Source organism: Ktedonobacter sp. SOSP1-85 (assembly GCF_016587415.1).
In the GTDB taxonomy this organism is placed as follows: Bacteria; Chloroflexota; Ktedonobacteria; order Ktedonobacterales; family Ktedonobacteraceae; genus Ktedonobacter.
Map to the genome: position 1 here is coordinate 907,501 of NZ_BNJI01000001.1, position 25,420 is coordinate 932,920.

Consider the following 25,420-nt stretch of genomic DNA (forward strand, 5'->3'; position numbering starts at 1 on the left):
GGCTTGTTCCTTGGGTACCGTCCGTTCTCGTCCCCAAGAAAAGCAGTTTACACTCCGAAAAGCGTCCTCCTGCACGCGGCGTTGCTCGTTCAGGGTTGCCCCCATTGACGAAAATTCCTCACTGCTGCCCCCCGTAGGAGTCTGGGCCGTTCTCAATCCCAGTGTGGCTGACCATCCTCTCAGACCAGCTACCGATCGTGGCCTTGGTGAGCTCTTACCTCACCAACAAGCTAATCGGCCACAGGCCCATCCCAAGGCGCCCTTGCGAGCTTTGTTCCCGGAGGAACGTATGCGGTATTGTCGGCGATTTCTCGCCGGTATTCCTCACCTCGGGGCAGGTACCCATGTGTTACTCACCCGTCCGCCACTCCCTCTCTTGCGAGAGGGCGTTCGACTTGCATGTGTTAGGCACGCCGCCAGCGTTTATCCTGAGCCAGGATCAAACTCGCCATTCAAGTGATGAATGTATCTCACAGATACCAACAGGTATCTGTAATGATCATGTAGTTTGCGTCCAGGCTAGAAGCACGTTGTCGTTACTTCATTGCTTTGTTCGCAGAATTGACAGGAACGGTGTTCTTCGCGATTGAAAGATGCTCAATCAACGAAGTTCCGTTGTACTTCTGCATTCCACTCTTCAGTTGTTCAGGGTACTCTGGTTCGTTCTTCTTTTGCGTGATGAACCGCAACCCGGCAGGCCTCGTGGGCTTGCCTCTTGTGTGTCGGGCGTTTCGAACTCTTGCAGCGTTTTCGCTGTTTTTGTTCGCTCGTCGACTGCTCCGGTAGTATCGCACATCGCTTGGGGTTTGTCAACCCCTTTTTGTGATCTTTGCGAAATCCGTTTTTTTACTCTTGCGTCGCCAGGAAGCGGTAAGCTTTAGCAGACACGCCGAAGCAAGGCGCATGCTGTACGCCATTACCGCGGGGAAGAGTTAGGATCCCGTGTAGAACCACTTTAGCGTGGTACAATCAACACGACACATAGCAGTGATTTAGCCGTTGTCGTTGGAGCGAAGGTAAGTATGCCACAACATTGCTACTTTGTCAACCCTTTTTGGCATTTTTTTTTGCAACCCACTAAATTTAGTGCTTCAAAAAACCTGGTCCTTATTCTTCGTAAGTAGCTTGCCATTTTAGGCGCATCTGTTGAGCCTCTGAGAAGTGCTCAACTATACTCGTATCATGATCTACGATCAATCTGCGTAGCTCTTGTAAAGCCGCTATATATTCATCCAGACCACGACTTACGGCATCTCGATTAGTTAAACAAATATCACGATACATCTCGGGACTTCCAGCGGCCAGACGGGTAGCATCGCGAAAGCCACTAGCTGCCAGTAGCGACGCATCTCGCCAGGAAGCGCTCTCTCCGGCCGTCTCCATGAGCGCTACCGAGGCTAGAAAGGGTAGATGGCTAACAGTCGCAACCTGGCCATCATGTTCAGCCGGCTCCAGAAAACGTATGCGGGCACCTAACACTTCCGCCAGCGCTACTACTTTATTGATGGCACCTGAGCGCGTGCGAACCGTGGGTGTTAGGCAGTAGACACGATTACGAAAGAGGTCTGCATCTGCGGCTTCAACGCCAGTTACTTCTTTACCAGCCATGGGGTGGCCTCCCACAAACGCCACAGTTTCGGGTAGAAACTCCTCCGCCCAGCTAATTACCTGTGCCTTGGTGCTTGCCACATCGGTGATCACAGTCCCAGGCGTTAATACAGGACCAAGGGCTTGCAGTAACGCCCGAATCGCGCCAACAGGGGTCGCTAAAATGACAAGATCTGCCCCTCGCACGGTATCCTCTAGCGATTCATAAGCCGCATCTATAGCTCCTACCCTGCGAGCCTGCTGGCAGACACCCTTTCCCAGGTCATAACCAGCTACCTCTTGCGCGGCTTTAGATCGACGCAAAGCCAGGCCAATAGATCCTCCTATCAGGCCCAGACCCACAATTGCTACACGACTAAACATAGCATCGCCTCTTCCCAAATTAAGATATGAAAAAACACAAGCCGGTATGCCTAAAAGCATACCGACATGTACAGATTGCTAGCTCGTGACGTTACTAGAGCGCGCTAGAAGTAGACAAGGTCCTCCAGCCACTCCTCACCACCCGGACCAAGTACCGAAGCCAGGAGAGAAGTTACTTCATCACTAAGCCACACATCACGCTCCACGCGATATAAAGCCAGAAAACGCGGAAGAATGCCTGCCGGGTATTTTTGCAACAGGTCAGCGGCCATCTGCTCTAACAGGAGTTGATAGCATAGATAGTCCTCAGGCGAGGTATCCTCATACCAATCAAAGCCGCGCACCGTATTGGGGGTTTTGCCGTCAGGCTCTACCTCAAAAATATCGTCATATTCTGCGAACAGATCTGTATTGATAACCCCTTTTTCACCATCCAGCGTCTGCGAGAGCCAGAGGGCCCCAAACTTGATTTGCCATTCATCGGCCCAGAGGGGATTATCTTCCGGCCAAGGGCGTGGATCGTTCTCGAGAAAGGCCAGGACAAGGGCGTGATAGAGCATGAAAGAAAACTTTGCAGGCGTTACCTCGCCAAAGATCAAGTCCACTTCAGCTGGTACGACAATTGTGGGAGGAGATGTCACATCCGTCCAATAAGGATGTGGCATACCCACTTCTTCCATCTCATCATGCGGAGCTATCTGAAAATCCTCAGGCGCCAGGAGGAGAATCTCAAGCTCCGGGCGCTTCTGACCAAACAACTGCTCTAATTGCTCAGTTGCCCTGGTCAGAATTTGAAATACCTGTTTAGCCCGAGTCTCGTCACCGGCAGGATAATATACCGGTACAGACTCGGACAGGGTCATATATTTTTCATAGGGAAAGAGCATTGACTCGCTCATACTGTCCCTTCTTCTCTTGTATTTTTGCTTACGCTTCTTTTGCCTCATCTAAGGCTGCCAGCGGATCTTTTTCCCCCAGGGTACTCTCGCTCCTGGCCTCCGCAAGCAACTCATCCGAGGTCTTCTCCTTACGAAAACGGAGATAGGCAGTTTTGTAGATCTGCTGCAACCGGCTCGGGCTCAGACGCTTCCCATTTTCATAGTACTCCAGCGCAACTTCGCCAATTGACCATGTAGCCGCACCAGCAATCGCGCCTGCCACAAAATCACCACCAAAGGGTACGAGCTTGGCCGCCTGCTCAGCCAGGTAACGGAACGCCAGGCCACCTACCATGGTTGTGATAAGTTCACGAGCGTGCTTGATGGCCTCGGTATTATCCATTGGCTCACCATATAATGCCGCCAGGCGAAGCACCAGGCGCGCCTGCGTGCCAAGGAGAATCGGAATATCCACAAAAGGAATTGGCTCAATGCCTGCCGCCAGGCTCACCAGGGTAGCGTTACGGATAATGCGTTGCGCAGCCTGGCGCCGATAGGCTGGCAACTCGCGACCAATGGCGAGCGCGGCCTCTGGACTGGCATCAATGATAGCTGGAATAAGCTCTTCAGCCACATTTCTACCATTCTTGGCCGAAATGGGAATAATGCCTGGGGAACCTAGCAAGACTGCCATCTCTGTCGCAATCTGATCACCCTTCTCACCGCCACGCAAGGTATCAACTTTGTTGACGGCAATGATAGTTGGCTTTTCGAGCTTGCGGATACTGTTGTACAGCTCGCGATCCTCAGCCTGCAATCCCCTGGCTGCATCAAGCAAGAATACTACCACACTTGCCTGTTCCATGCCACTCTCCATGACATCAGGTAAGTGTCCAGGAGTGTCAATCAGCGTAAAGGGACCAAAGTCTGTACGCACGAGAGTACGCGTGGTCCCTACCTGGGCGGAAACGGGCGAGAGCGTCTGTCCCTTCATCTGATTGAAGAGTGTGCTCTTGCCTGTGTTCGGCATACCCACAATCGCAACCGTATTGCTTAATCCCTGTATTACATCCTGCTGGGCCTGATTCCAGTTGATGGCCTTCATTAAGCCCTGGACCATGCCGATATTCGCGGGAAGATTCTTGAGTGCGCTAACGCCCAGATCCTTAATGGATCCCGGACGATTACTCTGACGCCAGACACTGTCGGTCAGCTTCTTCCCCAGATCTTTACGCTGTTTCTCATCGCCTGCTGAATATTTCGGCTTTGCCACGCTCATTCTTCCTTCCCTGATATGGTCGCGCAAAAAACGCTTCGCCCATCAGTATAAGTTCAGGCATGTGCCAACACATGCTTGTGATTATAACGATTAGTATGTAATTTACAATCCATCCAATTCGTCCAATCCGTCAAGAGCAAACGATATCTATTACACGGATAGCTCACGCTTGTTGGAGACGAGCCTATCGCACTTGCTTACCTACTATGAGAGAATATCAAGTAAAAATTTACAGAACTTCAATGGACTTTATTAAGCAATGATCAAAAGTAGGTATTTACCTCTTCTAATCAGTATAGCTAGGCAAAAGCCAGAACACAAATATATACGTATAGCCGCTTGAGCAGGTTAAATCTTAGTTGGTTGACATGAAACAAATTCAGAGAAGACGCATTCGCAAAATCAAGAGTTCAACAAACACTACAAGTTTTTACGCCTATGAGCATAGTGAATCGGAAGGTAATGCTTGACGTCTAGCTCCTTTTTCTGACATAATCGTAACATAAACTCTTACATTCATCTTGCATATTTTTTGTAAATGAGAGGCACCATAATGCGAGATACCCCCTTGTGCAATGAACAAACAGAGCAGGAATATCATGCTGGCTTCTCGCGTGTCATGTGGTTCGCAGAACAGGCCAAACTTCAGGGTTGGAAGCTCAGCGACCGTCAGATTGTGCATGAAATCATGCAACGTGAGCGCGCTGCACAGATCCGTGAAAAAAGCTCTCTACCTATCGTAGGGCGCGAGGTCCACTCTGCCGCCTGGAACCGTGGCCAGGCGGATGCATTGCGGGTGTTGCTTCGCTCACAACGAGAACACTATGGAAAAGGTCTTTAGTTAGATCCTTTTTTCTTCATTCTTAAAGCACTTGTAAGGACTTGACAATTCATCAACATGTTTGTAATAATCGGCTTCAATGTTGAAGCCGTTTTTTTGTGGGAAACCTCTCTTTATTATCGACAAGATACTTGTGTTTCTACAGCAATCTGGTTAAGCTGTTGGCTTGACTTCTCGCGCCTGCGGCGCTCGCTTTATTGTATCGTGTGGTGTAGTTTGACAGCTAATGGCTGTCAAACTACACCACACGATACAATAAGATTAAAAGAGTAGCAAGCTATATACTCATGTGAGCTAGCCAGAAAAAGGTACGATGCGTTTTATGGAACAGACAGTTATCCCAACATATGCAGGGCCAGAGCCTGGCTCGCCAACGCAGGTACACGCGATTATCGCTGAATTGCGCCGGCTCTATCCAGAGGCGATGTGCTCGCTCAATTTTTCTAATCCGCTTGAGCTGATGGTAGCAACGCAGCTCTCCGCCCAATGCACAGATGAACGCGTCAACATTGTTACCGCCAGGCTCTTCAAGAAATATCGCAGCGTTGAGGATTACGCCAGCGCCAGCCAGGAGGAGCTTGAGCAGGATATTCGCTCAACAGGCTTTTATCGCAATAAAGCACGCAATCTTCGCTCGGCCTGCCAACGAATTCTAAGCGAGTACCACGGCGAGGTCCCCTGCACTATGGAGGGATTATTGAGCTTAGCGGGGGTGGCACGTAAAACGGCCAATGTGGTACTGGGGAATGCCTTTGGGATCGTAGAGGGCTTTGTGGTTGATACGCATGTAGGTCGCCTCTCGCGCCGCCTGGGCTGGACCCAGCAGACCAATCCGGTAAAAGTAGAGCAAGAGCTCATGCGCATCATTCCTCAGCAAGACTGGCTGGACCTCTCGCACCTGCTGATCTTTCATGGACGCGCTATTTGTGACGCCCGCAAGCCACTTTGCACACAATGTACCCTGGCCATGCTCTGCCCTTCAGCGTCCCTACCCACAAAAAGCACAGACAGCCAGTCAGGCCTAGAGGATAAGATATAAAAGCTATATGCGCACAATGAGGGCTCCTGGCAGCACCTGGGACTCAAACCTAGAGGCACGCAGGGTCTCGCCATCACACTGCATATTGGCTGGCAACGCACTACTCACTCGCACCGATTTGGCCCGATAGAATTTGACTTCTGGCTCACTACTATGTTCACCTCTTTGAAGCACTGGTAACAGCTTGAGTGCACGCAGCAACGGAGTATATGAGAAGGCGCAGACATCAAAATAACCATCGCGGTAGTCGGCTTGCGGGTTCACACGAAAGCCCGCGCCATAGGCTGGACCATTGGAGACCGCTAGCAGGACAAATTGTTGTTTCTCGGGAACAATCTCAACCCCATCAATACTAAAGATCAACCAGGGACAGTGCCGGTAACCAAGGAGGAACTGCTTCAAGGCAGCGGTATAGTAGAGGCGGGCACCGCTCATCAGAGGATATTTCTTGAGCTGCCCCACAGCCACGGCGATGTCCGCGTCCAGGCCAACATGTAAATTTTGGAATTATGTGAGCGAAAATGTGGTAATTCCGTGGTCGATTCGGTTTCTTTGACGAAAGGTTCATAGCACCTGGCAGGGGAAGAGTTTTCTGCCGGGTGCTATGAACCTTTCGTCAAAAAGACTGAACCGCTCACCGAATTGTCAAAATACCCGCTCACATAATTCCAAAATTTACACCCATGGATCATCGTTATGCGCGATTTTGCCCCTCGAGGCAACTCGTGGAATCCCACAGCTTGAGCCGTGGGGAGGATGCCAAGAGAGATTGGCATGATCATCGTCCTTTTGCAAGGAGCATCTGAGGATCATTTCTCTTGCGGCGCAACCGTTCACCTATTTTGATGAAAGGTTTTTCAATCACAAGGTACGAAGCAAGTGACACACCTACCACAATAAGTACGTTCCAGATGCAGAAGATTCCATAATCGGTAATACGATGGAGCATCCCTTCCCCTTTCAACGGAGGAAGAATCATTTGTATGAAAAAAACCTGTAACGGTAGATGCCAGATGTACATACCATAGGAAATCAACCCTATCCATCGCAATGGCCCCCACTCAAAAGGACGTTTTAAAAGAGCAGGTGCATAGAGTATGCCAAAGATACAAAGGCTAAAGCCCACACTATAGCAAAACGCCTGCCACTCCCCCCAGTTATCTACCAAGAACTGACGAAAAGGGTCCAGTGGATGGAGCGCATAATTAAAGTACCACATATAGAAGTGCCAGACAGCCATTACACTTAAAACAGATAAACCCAGAATAAAAAAGAAGGGGCTGAGGCGGCGTGCAATTTTATGTATGAAACTGTTTATAGGCAAAGACTGTATATAAATATAGAGCATGCACATGAGCATTCCGGTCCCAAATGCTTCAAAATACTTCCCACTGCTACCAAAAATAATCGGACGTAGTACATCGATAATTGTCCTGGGCATCTGTAGGTAATCTAATGGCGACTGAGTAACAATTTTATTGCCCCAATAGCGTGTACCAAGTCCCCAGATAATCATAGCCAGGAGGCAGCCGAACAAGGAGATGAGACGTCTGCGTACTGTGCCACGCTGCACCACCAGACTCATCATCCAGGCCAAAACAGGCAACCACGCATAAAACTGAAATTCAACGGCTAGCGTCCAGAATGGTCCGTTCAGTTTCTGATAAGTGATGTGGAGATCCATTAAAAAGGTGAAGAACAGTCCCAGTTGTCCCCAGTTATTTGGTTGAAGATATGTTTGTTCTCTCAAGAGCACGAGAAGAATGAGGGCAACGTAATAGGCTGGCAAAATACGAAAAACACGCCGCAAGTAAAAAGAGCGAGCCGAGGGGAGCTTTTGCTCAAATAAGAGCGCTTTTGCATAAGGAAGGAAGAGCAGGAAACCGGATAGGACAAAGAAAAGAAGAACACCGGAGTCTCCGCCCAAAGCAACAATGCCAAAGGCTGTGCCCAGATCATGAATTGGATGCCAGATACCTGATTCACGCGCAAGAAAATTTAGATGGAAAACGACAACCAGAAGACATGCAATTGCACGGAAACCATCGAGTGCGGGAATTGCATTTTTCTGTTTCCCATCATCGAGGAGCGAGGTAATACGTTGACTCAATGATGGTCGCTGTGGTTTGTCTACTGGTTTTTCCAGTGGAGCGCTGGTCTCAGTTGTACTACTGATGCTACTTATCACAGAAGAAAATCCTTTCATTTAAAGGAAAAGCAAGAAGGCCGCAATGCAACCTTCTTGCCCGGTTAAGCACGTACTTGTCTCACACCATCCAGAAGCCAGTCAGGAACTGGAGGAGGAAGAAGATCATGAGTGCGTTGGAGATGATGACATAAGCCTGGTGGAGCTTCTGTTCCTTGCCCATAGCTGCTAATATCATGAAGGCGGGAAAGGTCTCCATCACCAGGCGCATTTGCGACTGGAGCGGCTCACTATCGTGAGATGGGAAGAAGATGACAAAGAGGTAGGCGGTCGCTCCATATAAGGCATACACTATGGTCTGCTGGCGAAATTTCCAGGGGCCAACAAAACCAAGCACAACGAGCGCCAGGATAACGAGACCTGCACCCAAGTCAATGACATTATGCATGGAGGTAAATGATAGTATAGGAAGATGCCAGATGAGCTTTAACGAAGACAAAAAACCAAGCGGGGGAATGCGTAACTGACGTCCCCAGACACTCTGGGCATGTGAGAATGTCAGAGGATCATGAAACTGAAACCAGCAGTAGGCGGCAAAGATGACCACTCCTAGCGGAATCAAGGCGATGCTAAGGATATCAAAGCTTAGCATCTTTCTCCATTGAAATTGCCGCTGGCGCAGATATTCGTAGCAGAAAGGGATGACCAGGAGCACACCTGCTGAACGGGTTAAGCTTGCCAGCAGACCACATAATCCAGCCAGCCACCAGTTGCCACGACGAAAACAGTAGAAACACCCAAGTACGCACAATAGGAAGAGCGATTCATTATATGCCGCTGACAGAAAAAAGGCTGCTGGATACAGCGAAAGATAGAGGATAGTGCGTGCTGCACGTTCTTGATCGAAGTCCTCCTCAACCAGTTTGTAAAGCAGTGCGAGTGCGCCAAAGTTGGCGAGATTGGCAATAACCAATCCAGCGATGTAGGGATCTTGCACAATGAAGGATAATCCGCGCTCCAGGAGCGGATACAGAGGGAAGAAGGCGGTTCGCCAGGGGGCGTCATAGCCATGGGTTGCGATAGTTGTAAAGTGACCAGTGTCCCAACGGTTCCAGTTTTCGAGTAATGTCCTGAGCGGAAATGTCTTAGCGGAAAAGTTATCTATTTTAAATAATGTTGCCAGGTAGGTTATGAAGAGATAGACCAGATGTATGAGCCCATACACAAATGCAGCCTGTCCGAGAGCATGTTTCCATGTTTTTGCACGCGTCTTTGTTACAGTAGGCACTGGGATTGTGGGTAGGTCTGGAAACGTTGGAGAAAGTATTGCAGGTGATGCGGCTTGATCCGTTTCGCGAGCCATCGAAACAGAAGCACGTTCGTTTCCCTCAAAAGAGTGAGAGGTAGTGTGTGGTGGTTGTATTGTATCCATGTCTTCCTACTTAATTAAAATACAGTTCTTTATCGTACATCTTTGCCTGGCAAACCTTGAGACTCAGCCATCTTTTTAGTAGGCAATTGTAAATATATCGAATATATACCAGGAACGACGAAGTTAATCAAGCAACAGGTACTTTATACGGATTGCAAAAACCAGATTGATAGCAGAGTATAAATATTCTATTAAATTTTATAATTTCCTAGTGCTTCATAATTCCTTTTTCTGCTTCATCGCATTTCATATTTTCAGTTTGCTCTCAGTTATATTGATAAGCTTGCTTCTTTTATGTTATATTTATTTTACTGCTCTTGTGTTACTTGAGTGGTGCCAATAACTTTGTAACACAATGTGTGTATCCCTATGAGCCTTTTGTCTATTTGGAAAGAGAAGGGCTGCCTTGCCTCTACTTGCTTACAGCGCTTCAGGCGCTCATTTTGAGCAATGCCTCTCTATCGATCCTGTGAGAGTGCAACGGCGTCACCGCCATCGGCGCCGCTTGACATTTTCCTGGATGAGAAACGCTCATACTGCATGTGAGCAACAGCACACAACATGTGTGCATAACTGGTGCATTGCTTTTCCCCTTCGGGTTACTACTTCCCTTAGTATTCCTGTTCCCCTCTTCTCTTTCTGCTCTTTGACTGCCACCCGTCCATCTCGAATGGCAATGGATTGCCTTCCATCTTCGACGATGCAGTGTTTGCTTTTGAAAGGAGCAGATGGTACGTACAATTGCCCATCAGTGTACTGTTGAGGCAATTGTACGTACCATCCCTACATGTTTTTGCAGAAGCAGACAGCCCAAGGAGGAAGCATATTCTCGCTTCATTCTCGAAGGAATGGGCTTTCTGTCTTTCATTGTCGTTCTATTTTTGTTTCAAAATAGAAAGTATCTTTACACACATGTTGTAACGATAGGTAGGGCCTCTCGGCCTTTCCCCCGTTCCAAACGGAGCAGGCGAGTTTCCCCGCACTCCGCTTTCCGTACTCGTTCCTGTGATCCGTTTTGGACCCTTTCCATGCAAGGCCGAAGCCCTGTCTTACTGGTAGACCACGCTCAAGTGGTTTCCCACCGACGTTTTGGTATCTAAAGATCTACTTGGATCGGTAACTTTCCTGGCGGGCCTTCGTCATGTCCAGTCCATTACAAACTGGCATTTGGCTACTATGCCGCCTCCGCGTTCTGTCCCGCGTGCTGGCATTCTCGCACCCCTTTCGGGTCAAGCGGTTTCAGAAGTCCCCAATTCCGTTCAGAAGTGTTCTAGCAACCCGTAGCTGCCTCCTATACGCCGGATGTTTTGTGGCCTACTCTCTTGTACACCAAGTTCGTATCCACGTTGGGATAATCTCCCATCTGAATTTACAGCAGATGAGACCAACATCATCGCCTTTTGGCTGAAGTGTCTCAACCGATTTCACTTCTTTTCCATAACGACGCTTCCAACAGAGGTTCCTCGCGTCAGCATAGGTCGCAGGGTTAGCCCGACTTCTCCGGTCGGTTCCAGATCATCGATACATTGTCAGCGGGCTTCACACCTCCAAGAGTGCCGCTCTTGGACGCATGCCGCTTCACCCTTCCATCGCTATCCAAATGGAGTCCTCATGGACAACACTTCCGCTCGTTAGAGGGCGCACGTAAATTTTGAAATTATGTGAGCGGGTATTTTGACAATTCGGTGAGCGGTTCAGCCTTTTTGACGAAAGGTTCATAGCACCCGGCAGAAAACTCTTCCCCTGCCAGGTGCTATGAACCTTTCGTCAAAGAAACCGAATCGACCACGGAATTACCACATTTTCGCTCACATAATTCCAAAATTTACAGCATCCAGGCTGATCGCTAGAAATCCGGCCTGTGCGAGACTAATCGCGTGAGCTTCGATCTTCTCTTTATTTCCGCCAAAGCCGTGGTAGAACAACACCGTTCCCCGCTCGGCACATGTCTCTCTGGAAGTGTGGAAGTAGAGAAGGGCAGGAACAGAAGCAACAGTGGTAACTTCTTTTGTAAGAGGCATTCAGGGAACCCTTTCTGTTGGAGAGAATCCTGCTTGTTCAACCGCTTCAGTGTAAAGCACGGAATGAAATGGCTCTCCCCCAATTTGTATGAATGATGAGCTGATTGAAATCAGGCTCTTTTCAGAATTTGCGTGTGAAGATGCCAGGCCAACTTTTGTCTGCTCCACGCAAAAAACTTGCTGCACAACAATAACAAGTGACGTGAGCGCAGCACAAAAGAGCATAGAGAGCAATCGCTCTCTATGCCCACAAATGCCAAACGCTTACTCAGGCAATGGCCCCATATAGCGTAGCCAGATCTCATACGCAAGCTCTAGCGCGTTCGCCTCAATTCCATATGGCGCGAAAAAGGTGCATACGCGCTCAATGTCGCGTTGCAGCAGTTCCAGAACCGCCGGGCTATGGCGTGGATCAACGGCCTGGGCAAAATCGATAATGATCACCTTCCCTTCCCAGTAGAGAATGTTGTACTCCGAGAGGTCGCCATGCACCCGGTTGCATGAAAACATCAACTCTATGTCGGTAAGAATCTGTGTGAAGAGTGGCCTGGCCTCTTCAGGTTCCAGTGTCACTTCACGCAAGAGCGGAGCCTGGTGCTCACGATCACCCAGGTACTCCATCAGGACGGCATTACCAATGTGCGAGAGAGGCTTTGGTGTATGGACGCCTGCTTCATAGAGCTGCATCTGCGTCTCATACTCATAGCTGATCCATGAAGAGACCTGCAAGGCACGCGCCTTGGTATTCTTACGCGACATGACTCGCTTAGCCCGGGAATTGCTCATCGCCTTTTTATGCTCATCAACCACCACACGACTCTGACGATAGACGGCATCATTGCGCAGGCTTCTAAACATACGCGGGCGATACACTTTCGCCGCCAGCACATCATATCCACTGGAAGGGTGAGCAACGCAGCAGAAGACGGATGCCTCTTTCCCGCTTTTGGCGATATAGAGCACATCAGAGATCAGGTCCTCTTCATAGAACTGCGAGAGCGAGGATTGAATCCAGGGTCCATCGCGCTGCGAAGAGAGCATCGTTGGGTGAAATTCCTTGGATGCACTGGCATCTGCGGCCTGCTCCTTAAGCCAGAGCTGGACATCTTTATTGCTTTCATAGCTTGTCTTACGCGTAGGCTTGGGCTGGTGCCTGGTGCGGTACTTGTTTTTCATCTTGACGAATGAAGAGCTATTCTCTTCAAAATCGAACTCATCGTTGTTCTCGTACACACGTACTCCTTGTGGGTATGTCTATAAGAAGTCCTGCGGCATAATGAATGGCAGGAAGAAAAGGGGTGGGAGTGTCCAGCAGCAGGATGCAGGTATGAAAACACCATGGAGAGGGCATAGTTCGCCCCAAGTGTTTGTCTGCAAGGAATACGAGTATTGGCTTCAGGGAAGGGTGAAATTCGCCCTCTTAAACCACAAATTCAACCTGCTCTATAGCATAACGAGGTGGGAACCATAGAACATCTACGCTGTAGTTTGAGAGCCATAGGAGAGACAGCCATGCATACCAACATAACTGCATAAAAGAGGGGGTGCGGAGGCTATTCATGAAGAAGCCATGCACACACGACCAAAAGTGATCCTATGCTTTTTTCAGCGCGCAACAGGTATTAGTTAAACGATTGCCACCTTGCTGCTGGAAACTGAGAAGAGAATTACTTGCGCCATATGTACACCTCCGAGAAAATGAAGTATAAAACCATTTTACCATAAGACCATTATAGACGCAAGCAAAAATTGCCATTTCATCAGGGCCTCTCGAAAGTCCTCTATCCTCTTCTGTCTCGGCTCGCAAGCTCGCCTCTTGTAGTGTGTATGGGCGTGTGGCATGAGCTTTTGCCCATGCCACACGCCCATACACACTACCCTTGAGCGCCGCAAGCGCGAAAGCAGATACGGCAAAGCAAAATAAAAAAACCTGACCAATTCCATTTGCTGCTGGGCAAGAGAAAAGCATAAGATAGGAGAAGGAGAATATACAAGCGTTCAGCAAATAGTTCGTTCCAAAGGAGGAGACGTATGGCTCTCAAGGTAGGTGTAATCGTTCCACAGGGGTGGCGCATGGACCTGGTTGGTATCGCGGACCCCGTTGAGGCATATGAAACTATGACGCGCGTCGCCCAGGAGGCTGAGGCGCTAGGCTTTGATTCGATCTGGCTCTTTGATCATTTTCACACCGTCCCGACGCCAACGCAAGAGCCGACCTTTGAATGCTGGACCAGCACAGCAGCCCTGGCACGCGATACCAAGCGCGTTCGTATTGGACAGATGGTCTCCTGCAATAGCTATCGCAATCCAGCCCTCCTGGCGAAGATGGCGAGCACCGTTGATGTCCTGAGCCATGGACGCCTGGACTTTGGCATCGGCGCGGGCTGGTATGAGCAAGAGTACAATGCCTATGGCTATCCCTTCCCTGATGGGCCAACGCGCCTACGCCAGCTTCGTGACGCGGTGCGCATCATCAAAAGCATGTGGACGGATGAAGAAGCCGTATTTGAGGGTAAATTTCACCAGGTTCGCGGAGCCATCAATCAGCCCAAGGGAGCTCAAAAGCCCCATATTCCTTTGTTGATCGGCGGCGGTGGCGAAAAGGTCACGCTCAAGCTCGTCGCGCAATACGCCGACGCCTGCAATATTGGCCACCTGGATAATGAAGGGCTGGCCCGCAAGTTTGCGATCATCAAAGATCACTGTGAAGAGGTGGGGCGCGACCACAATGAAATTCGCCGCACTGTTCTCTTCAACTGTGCCATTGCTGAAACCGACGAGGAGGCGCTCGCCAAATCTGAGTACTACAAACGCAACATTCCCTCGGGACGTTTACGTGAGCAGGCTCTTGTAGGCACTCCTGATGCCATTCGTAAGCGCCTGGTCGAGATTGAGCAGGCTGGGGCCCAGGAGTTGATCATCTTCCTGCAAGACGCCGCTCAACTCACTTCGCTCCGCCTCTTCGCCCAGGAATGCCTAGCGAAACAGTGATAGAATACCAAGAAAAATGCTGACACATATCCTGATGGCTCCCAGGTGTTCACGCAGGGAGACATCGGGATATGTTTTACATATCGTGTAGGCGCGCGAAAGGGAAACGCTCTCATGACTAAATTTATTTCACAGCAGGAACGCCTTGACGCTGTTCTCAGCACACTGAACCTTCCCCCTGCTCTTCAAATTCGCTACTGGAGAGAGGATGATATGCCAGCGATAAATCACCTATTAGAACTTCAAGGCTGGCCTCTCTATCCGAATCCGGAAGAGGTATGGCGCCATTCATGCCCTACACTCGTCGCGGAAAAGGATGTGCGAGTAGTTGGCTATGTACGAGGTTTAACTGATGAATCGGTCATTATGCACATTGCGGACCTGATTGTTGATGCCAATTACCGAGGATCAGGAATCGGTCGCCTGCTTATCGAGGCATGCCATCTCCTCTATCCAACTACGATTATCAACTTGATCGCGGAAAAGCCAGCCATCCCTTTCTATGAAGCCATTGGCTTCGAGCAGCGACCAGAATGCTTTGTAAAAAAGCCCCTCCAAAGGAACAATCTATAAACTTATTCCTCTGTAATGAGGCGGGCAAATGCTAGCGCCCCACCTTGGGGCGATACTGAATGGCCTCAGCGATATGGGTTGCGCTAATGATGTCACTGCCAGCCAGGTCGGCGATACTACGCGCCAGTTTTAAGACACGGTGATAGGCGCGAGCCGAGAGATGAAGCTGCTGCATCGCAGCTTTAATCAAGCGCTCAGCCGCCTCATCATGTTCGCAGAAGGCACGCACCTCGGCTGGTCCCATCTCCGCGTTACAGGTAAAACTTGAACCTGCGAAGCGTCTTAATTGACGCTCGCGTGCCTCCTGGACACGTGCGCGAATGACAGCAGAAGATTCCACACTGCGCTTCTCGGAGAGCTTCTCGTAGTCGACGCGTGGCACCTCAACATGAATATCAATGCGATCCAATAGGGGACCGCTCATGCGCTTCTGATAGCGCGCAATTGCCGTCGGCGAACAGACGCACTCTTTGATAGGGTCACTGAAGAATCCGCACGGGCACGGGTTCATAGCTGCAATCAACATAAAGTTGGCGGGATAGGTGATGGTACCCTGGGCGCGCGAGATGGTTACCACTTTATCTTCCAGGGGCTGGCGAAGCACCTCCAGAACATTCTGGCCAAATTCGGGCAGTTCATCAAGGAAGAGCACACCACGATGCGCCAGGCTGATCTCGCCCGGGCGTGGAAGACGACCACCACCCACAAGACCTGCGTGGCTCACGGTATGATGGGGAGAACGAAAGGGACGTTGCAGCACCAGGGGCATATCTGAGGGCAGCATACCACTCACGCTATAGATGCGCGTGACATCGAGGGCCTCTTCAGTCGTCATTCGGGGCAGGATAGAGGGGGCAGAACGCGCCAGGAGCGTTTTTCCTGATCCTGGAGGGCCACTCAGCAGGATATTGTGTCCGCCACTGGCTGCGACCTCCAGCGCGCGCTTGACATGCTCCTGTCCACGTACGGCGGCCATGTCCTGTGCATACTCAACATCGTTTGCCTGTCTGAGCAAGGAGATATCATAGGCATAGGGTTCGATAAGCTTCTGCCCATTGAGATGAGCAATCACTTGTGCCAATTTCTCAACCGGATAGACGGTAATATTCTCGACTAACGCAGCCTCTTTCGCGTCTACAGCGGGCACAAAGACCGCTTGTATATTCTTTTCACGTGCCAGGGCCACCATGGGCAGAATCCCATTCGTGTGGCGAACCGTTCCATCAAGCGAGAGTTCTCCCAGGAACAAATAGGGGGATAGATCGCCATGCCCACTCACAGGATCAATTTGCCCGTTCGCATACAGGATCGAGATCGCGATGGGGAGGTCAAACGAGGGGCCTTCTTTGCGGAGATCCGCCGGGGCGAGGTTGACCACCAGGCGCTTCATAGGAAACATATACCCGCTATTTTTGATCGCGGAACGCACCCTCTCCCTGGCCTCATTTACCGCCGCATCCGGCAGACCTACAATCAAGAAAGCAGTCAGCCCATTGGAGACATCCACTTCGACTTCAATCAATGCACCATCCAGACCAACAACCGAACAACTTCGAGCCATCGCCAGCATAAAACACATCCTTCCTCAACATACACATCTACATCCAATTATCTACGAAGCACACACAAAACACAAGCATACCAGCAAAATAGGCTATAAAAAGTGCGACTTCGTTTTTCACAGGCCATAAAAATAGGGAAGGAGATGAATACCAGAGTATACTGCTAAACAGATGTTAAAAACGTTTCCAAGCAATGATGCCCGATGTTGACAAATGGAAACGTCTCTGGTAGAGTTTAGTTGGAAAGAATGTTCTTCTCTAAAACGACAAAAGATTGGCACATCGACTCGAAGGACGTGGTGTTGGAAAGGCAGGAGGCCACCAGATGCAGTTGGTTGAACGACATCTCATTCGTCATCATGATGCACGCTTTGCCGCCATTGACCAGGCGGCCTTTGCCTCCAAAAACCTCTATAACCAGGCCAATTACCACGTTCGGCAGGCCTTCATTCACGAGGGAACCTATCTCCCCTACGCCTCCATCTTTCATCGCTTAAAACAGCATGAAGCCTATCAAGCTCTGCCTCGCAAAGTCAGTAACGCCATCCTCATTCAAATCCACCACAATTGGAGCGGCTTTTTTGAAGGCATGGAGGCTTACCGCGAAGACCCCTCTGCCTTCACGGGACGCCCCAAGATTCCTGGCTATCTCGACAAAACCAAGGGCCGTTTCCTGCTCATCTACGAGAAAAAAGCCCTGGGCAAGAGGGCATTCAAGCGCACAGGCAAGCTCGTGCCATCGGGACTCCCCATCGAGATCGCGACCCAGATCACCTGGGAAGCCATCAGGCAGGTGCGCATCGTTTCGCGCGCCGATGGCTACATGGTGGAGGTCGTCTATGAGCAGGAGATCCAACCAACTGCGGTCAATCCCCAGCTTCGAGCCGCCGTGGATGTAGGCGTCAATGTGCTGGCAGCCATCACCAGCGACAAACCTGGTTTTGTGCCTCGTCTGGTGAGTGGCAAACCCCTCAAAAGCCTCAATCAGTGCTACAATAAAGAGCGCGCCAAGCAGCAGCAACGCCTCGCGCATGAGAACCGATACACCTCCCGTCACCTGGATCGTGTGACGACGAAGCGCAATCGCCGTGTGGATGCGTATCTGCACACGGCCAGCCGTCGGATCATTGATCTGTTGGTGAGCGAAGGCATCGGAACGCTGGTGATTGGCAAGAACCCCTTGTGGAAACAAGAGGTGAGCATGGGGTGCAAGAACAACCAGCAGTTTGTGCAGATTCCCCATGCCCGTTTCCTTGAGCAGTTGACCTACAAAGCGCACCTGGTTGGGATCAGGGTCATCCTTCAGGAAGAAAGCTACACCAGCAAGGCCAGTTTTCTGGACGGCGACCCCATCCCAACCTATGAGGCCAACGCAGCTGAGAAGCCGGCGTTTTCAGGCAAGCGTGTGGCTCGCAGTTGGTATCGCGCCAGGGATGGACGCCTCATTCATGCCGATATTAACGGCAGCTACAACATTTTACGCAAAAGTAGCTCCGACCCTTTGCAAGTGGGGCGAGGAGTAGCGGGAGCCGCAGTTCTCCCCAGACGGCTGGCCGTCTGAACGGATGACTCATAGGCGTATGGGTCATCATTTTAAGATACTGTATGCACAGAGCAGTTCCTCCTTCCCCAAGCCCCCACAAGCCAAAATAGGTGCAACTATATCACTCGACTTTGACACGTAAAAGGGAGGGCACCAGCCAGGCAATTACCAGCGTTGCCACAATACAGGCCACACCACCACTGATGACGGAGAGTTGCGGCGAGGCGACGCCCGCGACGACACCCGACTCAAACTGCCCTAACATAGGTCCGCCAATGACAAACATGGCGTTGACCGCGCTGATACGCCCCCGAAACTCATCCGGTGTTATAAGCTGTACAATTAAGCCGCGCAGGATCATACTGACCATGTCGGCCGCGCCAGCGCCAGCCAGCAAAAGCGTCGAAAGCCAGAGTGGGCCGGGAGCGAAACCAAACCCTACAATGCAGAGTCCCCAGCCCAACACTGCGACCACGACGCCTAACCCCTGCCGTGGAATACGGTTGATGATCCCCGTCAGTGGCGTCAGGGCCACCGCGCCAAGCGAGGTCGCCGCTACCAGTACGCCAAGCCCCTGCGCGCCCACATGCAGAATATCGTTGGCATAGACGGGAAGCAAGGCCTTGGGAGAGCCAAAGAACGTGGCAAAGAAATCAATCGAGAGCACACTTAAGATAATGGGATGGGCGCGCAGGAATTGTATCCCATCGCCAAGAGCCTTCCAGCCAGATTGAGGACGCTTCTCCACGGCCACGCGTGGAATATGCATGAGAAGCAAAGTGCCAATCACCACAAAGTATGTGGCAACATCTAGCCAGTACGTAGCCACAACGCCCAGCCAGCCTATGACATAGCCACCAAAGGCGGAACCAATGACAAAGGTAAGCTGCATCATGACCGAGTTAAGCGAGACTGCGCTGGCGATCTGTTCACGAGGCACAAGCGTTGGTACCACCGCCTGACGAGCGGGAAATTCGAAGGCTGAGACCGAGGCCGAGATGAGGACAATCACATAGACCAGGTAGACATTAATGGCCCCCGAGAGCGTAAACAGCGCCAGGAGCGTTGACATACTGGCCATACTTATTTCAATTACCAACAGCATCTTCCGACGATCAATGATGTCAGCCAGCACACCTCCCACCAGCGAAAAGAGTAAGCGAGGAATCGCTTGTAGTAAGCCAATAATACCAAGCGCAATCGCGGAGTGCGTCAACAGATACACCTGCCAGGAAACAGCCACAATCTGCATCTGTGTGCCCGCAGCGGAGATAAGTTGTCCCCAAAACAGTAAGGCATAGTTACGATTGCGTAGCACACTCCAATGACTAGGGGGCTTTGAAGGGGGTAAAGCAACACCGCGGGTCGTTATCTCAGCTTCTACAGCGACCCGCGCCAGCGGTTCCTGATATCCATCCTTTTTCATGCATCAATCCCAAATAAACAAAAATTTGCATAGAACAAATACTTTATACAGAGTATATCATGCTCATCTGGAAGAGAATGGATCCAAAGGCGTCCCAGAGCTTTTTTAGGCGCCAAACGTGGGTAGGACAATAACTTCCTGGCCCGGTTTCAAGGAGATTTGCTGGTTACCAGTATCGCGGATCACTTCGTTGTTGACAAAAATAGTAACATGCTGCTTTACCTGTCCCTGCTCTGTACACAAACACTCCCAAATACTTGGATGGTGCTGCTTAAGCTGCGCTAATAGCTCTTCGACAGTGCTCGCTTGCAAGGCAATCTGACTCTTCCCACCACTATAGGCGCTCAAGGTAGATGGTAGGCGCAACGTGACCGTTCTTTGTTCTTCAGCCATACATATGTATCCTTGTTTTTGACCTTATTTCTGGCGACGAGGTAGCGAGACAATCCATAGCGCTTATGAAGTACTTGCACGAAGAGCGGCCGACCCATTCAACAGGGCGAAGTACCTCAATAAAGCCGATTGTCCTTTGACACAGGCTCACTTTTGGAAAAACTTACAGCAAGTATATGGGGAGAAGGCATGAAATGCAAGGGGGGGCACATATAACATGCTGGAGGGTATCTCTCTACAAAAGTAGAGACACCCTCTAGCAATCTGTTCTACGACCACAGAATAAGGTTCTCCCTACAGCGCAGCCGAGTCGGCCGCGTCTGTAAACGCCTCACCGGCCAGGTGCTGGCGTAACCACTCCAACACATCCTGTACGGTAGGAAGTGTAACCGCACCCAGGCGCTTGAGTTCTTCAAGCAGCATAGCTCCCTGGCCCCCTGTATAGTCACGCGCCGCCCATGATAGTGAGTGTTCATCTCCAGGAGTAGGAGACACGCAAACGCTCTCCTGAGACTCTGGCGCTTCTAGCAACAGCACCGGAATACCGCTCTGGGCTGCCGCCACAGCCTCTTGCACTAAAGCCAGGTTTCCTGGACCAATCGGCACGGGACAGAGGATCAGCAACGCGACGCGCTGCAAGGCGCGACGGACCCGTTGAAGCGACGCTTCAGATATCGGTGCGTAAGGTTGCTCGGTCACGACTTCGTCAGCCAGGCGCAGCGCAAGGGTATGATCACTATCGCCAACATTTAATGCGCCCGCGCTGAAGGCGTAGTCTTCGTCAGCGAGGGCACGCATCAGCACCTCACCTGATCCACCTCCGGCGATGACATGGATCCGGGAGTTGACCTCCTTCTGCGGATTTCTGGGTTCCTCGCCCGGCGGCAGAACGCTCAGGTGGACGGAGCCACGCATAATTCCAACCTGCACGGCAACACCATAGACCTTCTTGAGCAGGGCAGGTGCCAGCACCTCCGCTGGAGAGCCATCGGCGACGATTCCACGCTGAAAGAGCAGCAAGCGTGGGAAATAACGCGCCGCCAGGTTCAGGTCATGGATGGCTGCAATCACTGTCACTCCACGCTGCTGGTGCAACCGCTGCACCAGCTCTAAGGTCTCGATCTGGTACCTGATATCCAGGTGAGCCGTTGGCTCATCGAGCAATAAGACAGATGGCTGCTGAGCCAGGGCCATGGCGATCATCACCCGTTGTCGCTCGCCTCCGCTAAGCTCATTAAAGACGCGCTGGGCCAGATCTCCCACGCCAGCGGTCTCCATTGCCTCCTGCACGATTGCATCATCCTCTTTGGTGGAGGAGGCAAAGAACGTGGATTGAAAGGGGGTGCGTCCCATGCTTACCATATGCTCAACGGTAAAGGCAAAGGGCATCTGCAAGTCCTGGGGTACCACTGCCACGCGGCGCGCAACCTCTCGCCGTCCCCAGGCATGCACAGCTCGCCCCTGGAGGAGAACATCTCCACGCTGTGGACGCAGGACGCCACTGAGTAAGCGCAATAAAGTAGTTTTGCCGGCGCCGTTAGGACCTAAAAGAGCAATCATCTCTCCCGAAGAAGCCGCAAGGGAGACATCATATAACAACGCCTGCTCGCTATAGCCAAAGGAGACATGGCGTGCCTCAAGGAGCGGCTGCTGATGTCCATTCTCGAACGCTACCATTGATACTCCCTCCTTCGCCTACGCAACAGAAACAGGAAAAACGGAGCACCAACCAGGGCGGTAAAGACGCCCACAGGGAGCACGGTCGGGGCAATCAGAGTCCGCGCCAGCAAATCCGCGATTACAAGAAAGATCGCGCCCCCCAGCGCTGAGGCGGGCAGCAAAACGCGATGCCGTGGACCAAGTAATAAGCGCATGACATGCGGAGTAACCAGCCCCACAAAGCCAATCAGGCCACTAATAGAGACCGCGGCAGCGGTAATCAGTGAGGCCAGCATAACCAGGAGAAATTTGTAGCCCTCGACATGCAAACCCAGGAAGGCCGCGCTCTCCTCCCCAAGCGCAAAAACATCCAGCACACTCGTCAGGCGTGAGGCCACAAGTAACCCGATGAGGACCAGCAACCCCACCAGCAGAACTTGCCACCAGCCAGTGACCGCGATCCCACCGGAGAGCCAGTTAAACAGCGATTGCAAGGAGAAGTCATTGCGTGGGAAGAGCGTCAAAAGCAAGGTCTGCAACGCCACCATCACCGAATTAACGACGACACCCGCCAACAGCAACGTCACTACAGGAGTCCGACCGCCCACGCGTGCGATACTATAGACAAATAGCACCGTCGCAAGCGCCCCTATAAACGCCAGGATAGCCGTGAGGGGAAAGAAGGTATCATAGAGCGCCGCGACCGGCAAGACAAAGGAGATGGTCGCCCCCAGGGCCGCGCCTGACGAGGTACCGATAAGAAAGGGGTCCGCCAGGGGATTACGCAAGAGCCCCTGAAAAAGGACGCCTGCGACCGCGAGCGCGGCTCCCACCAGGGCCGCTCCCACCACCACGGGCATACGCAACTGCCAGATAATAATTTCGACGCTGGGATCCCAGGTGGGCTGAAAATGAAATAGACCCGTTCCATTCACGATCACCTGTGCAATTGTAACGAGGGGAATAGGTGTCGAGCCAAGGCTGACCGCTAGCAACATTGCAGCTAGCAAAAGGACGATAAGCAGGCCATAGACGAATGCCGATGACCTTCGATGCCCTACAGGAGGCGGCATAGGCAGGCTCTCTTTAGGAGAGACAGGAAAAAGCGTTTTCATGAGATCCTTTTTACACGCGAAGGAACCTCTCTGTCCTGGTCGAATACAGGTATCCTGGCTCCTGGCTTATAGCGCGGCTCTACCTGCCTTCCCATCTGCAAGACAGTGGCATAACCTCTTACGAAGAGGGGAGAGCAACTCACCAGTTACAGTAGCGCGACTGCGACGGTTTCACACCATCTTCCCTGCGCATTGCCGCCTGCTTCCATAGGCACACGCCCTTTCACAGCACAACAACACATACTTCTGATCCGAAAACCCTGAGCACGAAGCGCTAGACACGCCAGTGAAGGCTTGTCCCCGAATGGGGATGGGTTTCGGAATAAGATCATATCGACGAGAACTACGAAAGTACCAGGTTTGATACGAATAATTAAGTATAGGCAATCATTTTTACCTGTGTCAATGCATGAGGTCTCATGCCCGGAAGTAACGTGGGAGCCTGAACTTAGGTACAGTTGACAAGAATCAGGGCAGGCAGGATACTACAACTAGTCAGAAGTAGCCATCCTGGCAGCAGGGAGCAGCGTCATCGCTTTCATGACAGGGAAGAAGAGCCACTACCCGCGTTCAATGAAGAGCCAGCAGGCATGCTTAGCACATATATATGCTTTATGAGGATAAGTTAATGGCATTAGAAAAAATTTTTTTTAGACAGGTAATGGGTCGCTTTGCCACTGGCGTTACCGTTGTCACGACGCGTCATCAAGAGGTTCTGGGCGGCTTAACCGTGAACGCATTCTGCTCCGTCTCGCTTGAGCCACCCCTGATTCTGATTTGTGTGGATCTCAAAAGTCAAACACTCCCCCTGATTCGAGATAGCAAAGTCTTTGCTGTCAACATGCTGACGAAACAGCAAGAAGAGCTTTCCAACTGCTTTGCCACCTCAAGCCCTGAGCGCTTCGACTTTTTCTGTAACGCGACGCATCATACCGCGGTAACAGGTGCGCCTATTCTCGACAAAACGCTGGCATTCATTGATGCACGCGTCGTCGCGGAATATCCTGGTGGTGATCACAGCATTTTTCTGGGACAGGTCGCGGCAATGGGAACGGCCGAGCGCACACTCTTCGTGGAGGATGGCTTTGACCAGCACTATGATGCAGCCATAGCTAATGGGCAGAATGGCTCTAGCCAGCATGCAGATCCATCTCCACTGCTCTATTATCAAGGGCAATATCGGCATCTTGGAAATCTACAACGCAAGCCAACGCTAACCACGACCGGGACCGCCCATGAAGATGGATCCAACTAATACATTACATTCCAGGCAAGAGGAACTCCAGGTCCTGCAAACACAGATCAAGGCCTGTCGACGCTGCCAGGAGGCAGGCTATATTCCCTGCGCCCAACCTATCGTCAGCGGTCGGGTAGCCGACCAGGTCTTCGTCATTGGACAGGCTCCTGGACACCGCTCAGTCGCCAATAATAAACCCTGGAGTGGTCCGGCAGGTCTTCTTCTCCAACGCTGGCTAGAGCAAGCAGGCTTCCCCGCGGGCTATCTCTATGAGCATGCGTATTTGAGCTCACTCACACACTGTGATCCAGGGAAAAATCCCCGTGGCAATGGCGACCGCAAGCCCTCGCGCCAGGAAACTGAGCTTTGTCGCCCCTTTCTCGACGCCGAACTGCGCCTCGTTCAGCCACGCGTCGTGCTCCTGGTGGGAACCATGGCGATTGAAACTTTTTTTGGAAAAACGAAGCTCGAAGATCTCATTGGCACCTATAGCGAACATCATGGCACTCTCTTCTTGCCCCTTCCTCATCCCTCAGGCGTGAGTCGCTGGCTCAATGATCTCCAGCACCAGCAACTCCTCCAACAGGCATTGCAGTTGCTTGCACAATGGCGCTTAGAGTATGAACTATAAGCTAACGCCAAAAGGCACGACTCATCCACATTCGTCATCCGCCCTCTCCTCCTCAGTGAATCGTGCCTTTTTTGATTATGCTTCTTGCTTGTAGCAGTGCGCTGCAAACAGGCTACTCTTTCGCCCGCTCGCGCATATGATACTCATGCACGCCCTTCTTAAGTGTTCCTAGCGCCAGAGTAGCACAGGTCGGGCGCGTCATGACCAGTTCGCGCCCAAGCTGATCCATCAGGTCCTCAAAGCTAAGGGCCTCAATCTCTTCAGGGGTCAACCCCTCAACCAGCTCAGTGACATACGAGGCTGCGGCCCGACTGATGGTGCAACCCTCGCCCTCCCAGCCAATATCCTCCAGCTTGCCATCCTGCCCAAAACGAGCTTGCATAGTGATCACGTCGGCACAACCAGGATTACCGCCACTCAGGCTAACATCTGGTTGCTCTACAGCATGATTGTGGCGCGGATTTTCGTAGTGATCAAGCAGAAACTCAATCGCCTCTTGACGATCCATGTAGGAAGCCTCCTTGGGACTGAAACAGGCTCTTTGGGTTGCCTGCTCCTTGCATCTATCTTGCAACGCAAAGAGCAGCGATACCTGCCTCTGGGGGAGAGACGCGGCCCTCTCCACTTTGCTGGCTATCGCTACTCCCTGCAATAATTTATGGCCTATACCTTCTTGTTATCGG

Annotated in this window: 21 protein-coding genes, 1 rRNA gene and 1 riboswitch (1 of these 23 cut by a window edge); of the genes, 7 read left to right on the plus strand and 15 right to left on the minus strand. The window is 51.4% G+C overall.

Features of this window, described 5'->3' with window-relative positions; genetic code table 11:
- The 4 genes from KTE_RS04145 to KTE_RS04160 all read right to left on the minus strand — a co-directional run.
- Positions 1-455: ribosomal RNA gene (locus tag KTE_RS04145) — 16S ribosomal RNA — on the minus strand (it extends 1,023 nt beyond the left edge of the window).
- Positions 456-1,107: 652 nt separating this feature from the next.
- On the minus strand, positions 1,108-1,971 hold the full coding sequence (locus tag KTE_RS04150; protein ID WP_201378835.1) for a prephenate dehydrogenase: 864 nt from the start codon (positions 1,969-1,971) through the stop codon (positions 1,108-1,110).
- Between the two features lie 104 nt (positions 1,972-2,075).
- Positions 2,076-2,870, minus strand: coding sequence for a hypothetical protein (locus KTE_RS04155; RefSeq protein WP_201378837.1), 795 nt, complete (start codon positions 2,868-2,870; stop codon positions 2,076-2,078).
- Between the two features lie 28 nt (positions 2,871-2,898).
- Positions 2,899-4,122: a GTP-binding protein gene (locus tag KTE_RS04160; RefSeq protein WP_201378839.1), complete on the minus strand. Its 1,224-nt coding sequence runs from the start codon at positions 4,120-4,122 to the stop codon at positions 2,899-2,901.
- Between the two features lie 559 nt (positions 4,123-4,681).
- On the opposite strand from KTE_RS04160, the gene KTE_RS04165 reads away from it, so the two are divergent.
- Both KTE_RS04165 and nth read left to right on the plus strand, forming a co-directional pair.
- Positions 4,682-4,969, plus strand: a complete 288-nt coding sequence (locus KTE_RS04165; protein WP_007904990.1) for a hypothetical protein — start codon at positions 4,682-4,684, stop codon at positions 4,967-4,969.
- Between the two features lie 322 nt (positions 4,970-5,291).
- A complete protein-coding gene (gene nth, locus KTE_RS04170) occupies positions 5,292-6,008 on the plus strand; it encodes an endonuclease III (protein WP_201378841.1) in 717 nt (238 codons plus the stop codon).
- A gap of 3 nt (positions 6,009-6,011) precedes the next feature.
- On the opposite strand, the gene KTE_RS04175 is transcribed toward nth, so the two are convergent.
- The 5 genes from KTE_RS04175 to KTE_RS04195 all read right to left on the minus strand — a co-directional run bounded on the left by KTE_RS04175 (position 6,012) and on the right by KTE_RS04195 (position 12,840).
- Positions 6,012-6,494, minus strand: coding sequence for a diacylglycerol kinase family protein (locus tag KTE_RS04175; protein WP_255552968.1), 483 nt, complete (start codon positions 6,492-6,494; stop codon positions 6,012-6,014).
- Between the two features lie 292 nt (positions 6,495-6,786).
- A complete protein-coding gene (locus tag KTE_RS04180) occupies positions 6,787-8,196 on the minus strand; it encodes an acyltransferase (protein WP_201378845.1) in 1,410 nt (469 codons plus the stop codon).
- 79 nt (positions 8,197-8,275) lie between these two features.
- Positions 8,276-9,379: a mannosyltransferase family protein gene (locus KTE_RS04185; protein ID WP_201378847.1), complete on the minus strand. Its 1,104-nt coding sequence runs from the start codon at positions 9,377-9,379 to the stop codon at positions 8,276-8,278.
- 2,015 nt (positions 9,380-11,394) lie between these two features.
- Positions 11,395-11,607: a hypothetical protein gene (locus KTE_RS04190; protein WP_236600280.1), complete on the minus strand. Its 213-nt coding sequence runs from the start codon at positions 11,605-11,607 to the stop codon at positions 11,395-11,397.
- A gap of 264 nt (positions 11,608-11,871) precedes the next feature.
- Positions 11,872-12,840 (minus strand): RIO1 family regulatory kinase/ATPase, encoded by a 969-nt coding sequence (locus KTE_RS04195; protein ID WP_201378852.1) that lies wholly within the window; start codon positions 12,838-12,840, stop codon positions 11,872-11,874.
- Positions 12,841-13,638: 798 nt separating this feature from the next.
- Between KTE_RS04195 and KTE_RS04200 the strand changes: the two genes are divergently transcribed.
- Together KTE_RS04200 and KTE_RS04205 are read left to right on the plus strand one after the other, a co-directional pair.
- A complete protein-coding gene (locus KTE_RS04200) occupies positions 13,639-14,598 on the plus strand; it encodes an LLM class F420-dependent oxidoreductase (RefSeq protein WP_201378854.1) in 960 nt (319 codons plus the stop codon).
- A gap of 114 nt (positions 14,599-14,712) precedes the next feature.
- Positions 14,713-15,171: a GNAT family N-acetyltransferase gene (locus KTE_RS04205; RefSeq protein ID WP_201378856.1), complete on the plus strand. Its 459-nt coding sequence runs from the start codon at positions 14,713-14,715 to the stop codon at positions 15,169-15,171.
- Positions 15,172-15,202: 31 nt separating this feature from the next.
- On the opposite strand, the gene KTE_RS04210 is transcribed toward KTE_RS04205, so the two are convergent.
- On the minus strand, positions 15,203-16,741 hold the full coding sequence (locus KTE_RS04210; RefSeq protein ID WP_201378859.1) for a YifB family Mg chelatase-like AAA ATPase: 1,539 nt from the start codon (positions 16,739-16,741) through the stop codon (positions 15,203-15,205).
- A 317-nt stretch (positions 16,742-17,058) separates the two neighbouring features.
- Between KTE_RS04210 and KTE_RS04215 the strand changes: the two genes are divergently transcribed.
- The gene (locus tag KTE_RS04215) at positions 17,059-18,294 is read left to right on the plus strand and encodes an RNA-guided endonuclease TnpB family protein (protein ID WP_201378861.1); all 1,236 of its coding nucleotides are present in this window, start codon (positions 17,059-17,061) and stop codon (positions 18,292-18,294) included.
- 103 nt (positions 18,295-18,397) lie between these two features.
- Here KTE_RS04215 and KTE_RS04220 read toward each other — a convergent pair whose 3' ends face one another.
- The 4 genes from KTE_RS04220 to KTE_RS04235 form a co-directional block, all read right to left on the minus strand.
- Positions 18,398-19,702 carry an MFS transporter gene (locus KTE_RS04220; RefSeq protein ID WP_201378863.1) on the minus strand — a complete coding sequence of 435 codons (1,305 nt, stop codon included), beginning with the start codon at positions 19,700-19,702 and terminating at the stop codon, positions 18,398-18,400.
- 105 nt (positions 19,703-19,807) lie between these two features.
- A complete protein-coding gene (locus KTE_RS04225; RefSeq protein ID WP_201371880.1) occupies positions 19,808-20,095 on the minus strand; it encodes a MoaD/ThiS family protein in 288 nt (95 codons plus the stop codon).
- A 294-nt stretch (positions 20,096-20,389) separates the two neighbouring features.
- Entirely contained in the window at positions 20,390-21,772 is a 1,383-nt protein-coding gene (locus KTE_RS04230) for a heme ABC transporter ATP-binding protein (RefSeq protein WP_201378865.1), read from the minus strand.
- Entirely contained in the window at positions 21,766-22,869 is a 1,104-nt protein-coding gene (locus tag KTE_RS04235) for an iron ABC transporter permease (RefSeq protein ID WP_201378867.1), read from the minus strand. The genes KTE_RS04230 and KTE_RS04235 overlap by 7 nt, the downstream gene beginning before the upstream one ends.
- Positions 22,870-22,916: 47 nt before the next feature.
- A riboswitch (cobalamin riboswitch) is annotated at positions 22,917-23,056 on the minus strand.
- 441 nt (positions 23,057-23,497) lie between these two features.
- Here KTE_RS04235 and KTE_RS04240 point away from each other — a divergent pair.
- Both KTE_RS04240 and KTE_RS04245 read left to right on the plus strand, forming a co-directional pair.
- The gene (locus tag KTE_RS04240; protein WP_201378869.1) at positions 23,498-24,124 is read left to right on the plus strand and encodes a flavin reductase family protein; all 627 of its coding nucleotides are present in this window, start codon (positions 23,498-23,500) and stop codon (positions 24,122-24,124) included.
- A complete protein-coding gene (locus KTE_RS04245; RefSeq protein WP_201378871.1) occupies positions 24,105-24,737 on the plus strand; it encodes a uracil-DNA glycosylase family protein in 633 nt (210 codons plus the stop codon). Before KTE_RS04240 ends, KTE_RS04245 begins: the two co-directional genes overlap by 20 nt.
- Before the next feature lie 112 nt (positions 24,738-24,849).
- Here the strand turns inward: KTE_RS04245 and KTE_RS04250 are convergent, their stop codons facing one another.
- Positions 24,850-25,245 (minus strand): iron-sulfur cluster assembly scaffold protein, encoded by a 396-nt coding sequence (locus tag KTE_RS04250; protein WP_201371875.1) that lies wholly within the window; start codon positions 25,243-25,245, stop codon positions 24,850-24,852.
- Between the last annotated feature and the right edge of the window lie 175 nt (positions 25,246-25,420).

Coding starts and splice junctions, on each gene's coding strand:
- KTE_RS04245 (WP_201378871.1), top strand. CDS start 24,105: ATGAAGATGGATCCAACTAATACATTACATTCCAGGCAAGAGGAACTC.
- KTE_RS04200 (WP_201378854.1), top strand. CDS start 13,639: ATGGCTCTCAAGGTAGGTGTAATCGTTCCACAGGGGTGGCGCATGGAC.
- nth (WP_201378841.1), top strand. CDS start 5,292: ATGGAACAGACAGTTATCCCAACATATGCAGGGCCAGAGCCTGGCTCG.
- KTE_RS04225 (WP_201371880.1), bottom strand. CDS start 20,095: ATGGCTGAAGAACAAAGAACGGTCACGTTGCGCCTACCATCTACCTTG.
- KTE_RS04205 (WP_201378856.1), top strand. CDS start 14,713: ATGACTAAATTTATTTCACAGCAGGAACGCCTTGACGCTGTTCTCAGC.
- KTE_RS04155 (WP_201378837.1), bottom strand. CDS start 2,870: ATGAGCGAGTCAATGCTCTTTCCCTATGAAAAATATATGACCCTGTCC.
- KTE_RS04165 (WP_007904990.1), top strand. CDS start 4,682: ATGCGAGATACCCCCTTGTGCAATGAACAAACAGAGCAGGAATATCAT.
- KTE_RS04190 (WP_236600280.1), bottom strand. CDS start 11,607: ATGCCTCTTACAAAAGAAGTTACCACTGTTGCTTCTGTTCCTGCCCTT.
- KTE_RS04220 (WP_201378863.1), bottom strand. CDS start 19,702: ATGAAAAAGGATGGATATCAGGAACCGCTGGCGCGGGTCGCTGTAGAA.
- KTE_RS04250 (WP_201371875.1), bottom strand. CDS start 25,245: ATGGATCGTCAAGAGGCGATTGAGTTTCTGCTTGATCACTACGAAAAT.
- KTE_RS04230 (WP_201378865.1), bottom strand. CDS start 21,772: ATGGTAGCGTTCGAGAATGGACATCAGCAGCCGCTCCTTGAGGCACGC.
- KTE_RS04240 (WP_201378869.1), top strand. CDS start 23,498: ATGGCATTAGAAAAAATTTTTTTTAGACAGGTAATGGGTCGCTTTGCC.
- KTE_RS04150 (WP_201378835.1), bottom strand. CDS start 1,971: ATGTTTAGTCGTGTAGCAATTGTGGGTCTGGGCCTGATAGGAGGATCT.
- KTE_RS04210 (WP_201378859.1), bottom strand. CDS start 16,741: ATGCTGGCGATGGCTCGAAGTTGTTCGGTTGTTGGTCTGGATGGTGCA.
- KTE_RS04235 (WP_201378867.1), bottom strand. CDS start 22,869: ATGAAAACGCTTTTTCCTGTCTCTCCTAAAGAGAGCCTGCCTATGCCG.
- KTE_RS04215 (WP_201378861.1), top strand. CDS start 17,059: ATGCAGTTGGTTGAACGACATCTCATTCGTCATCATGATGCACGCTTT.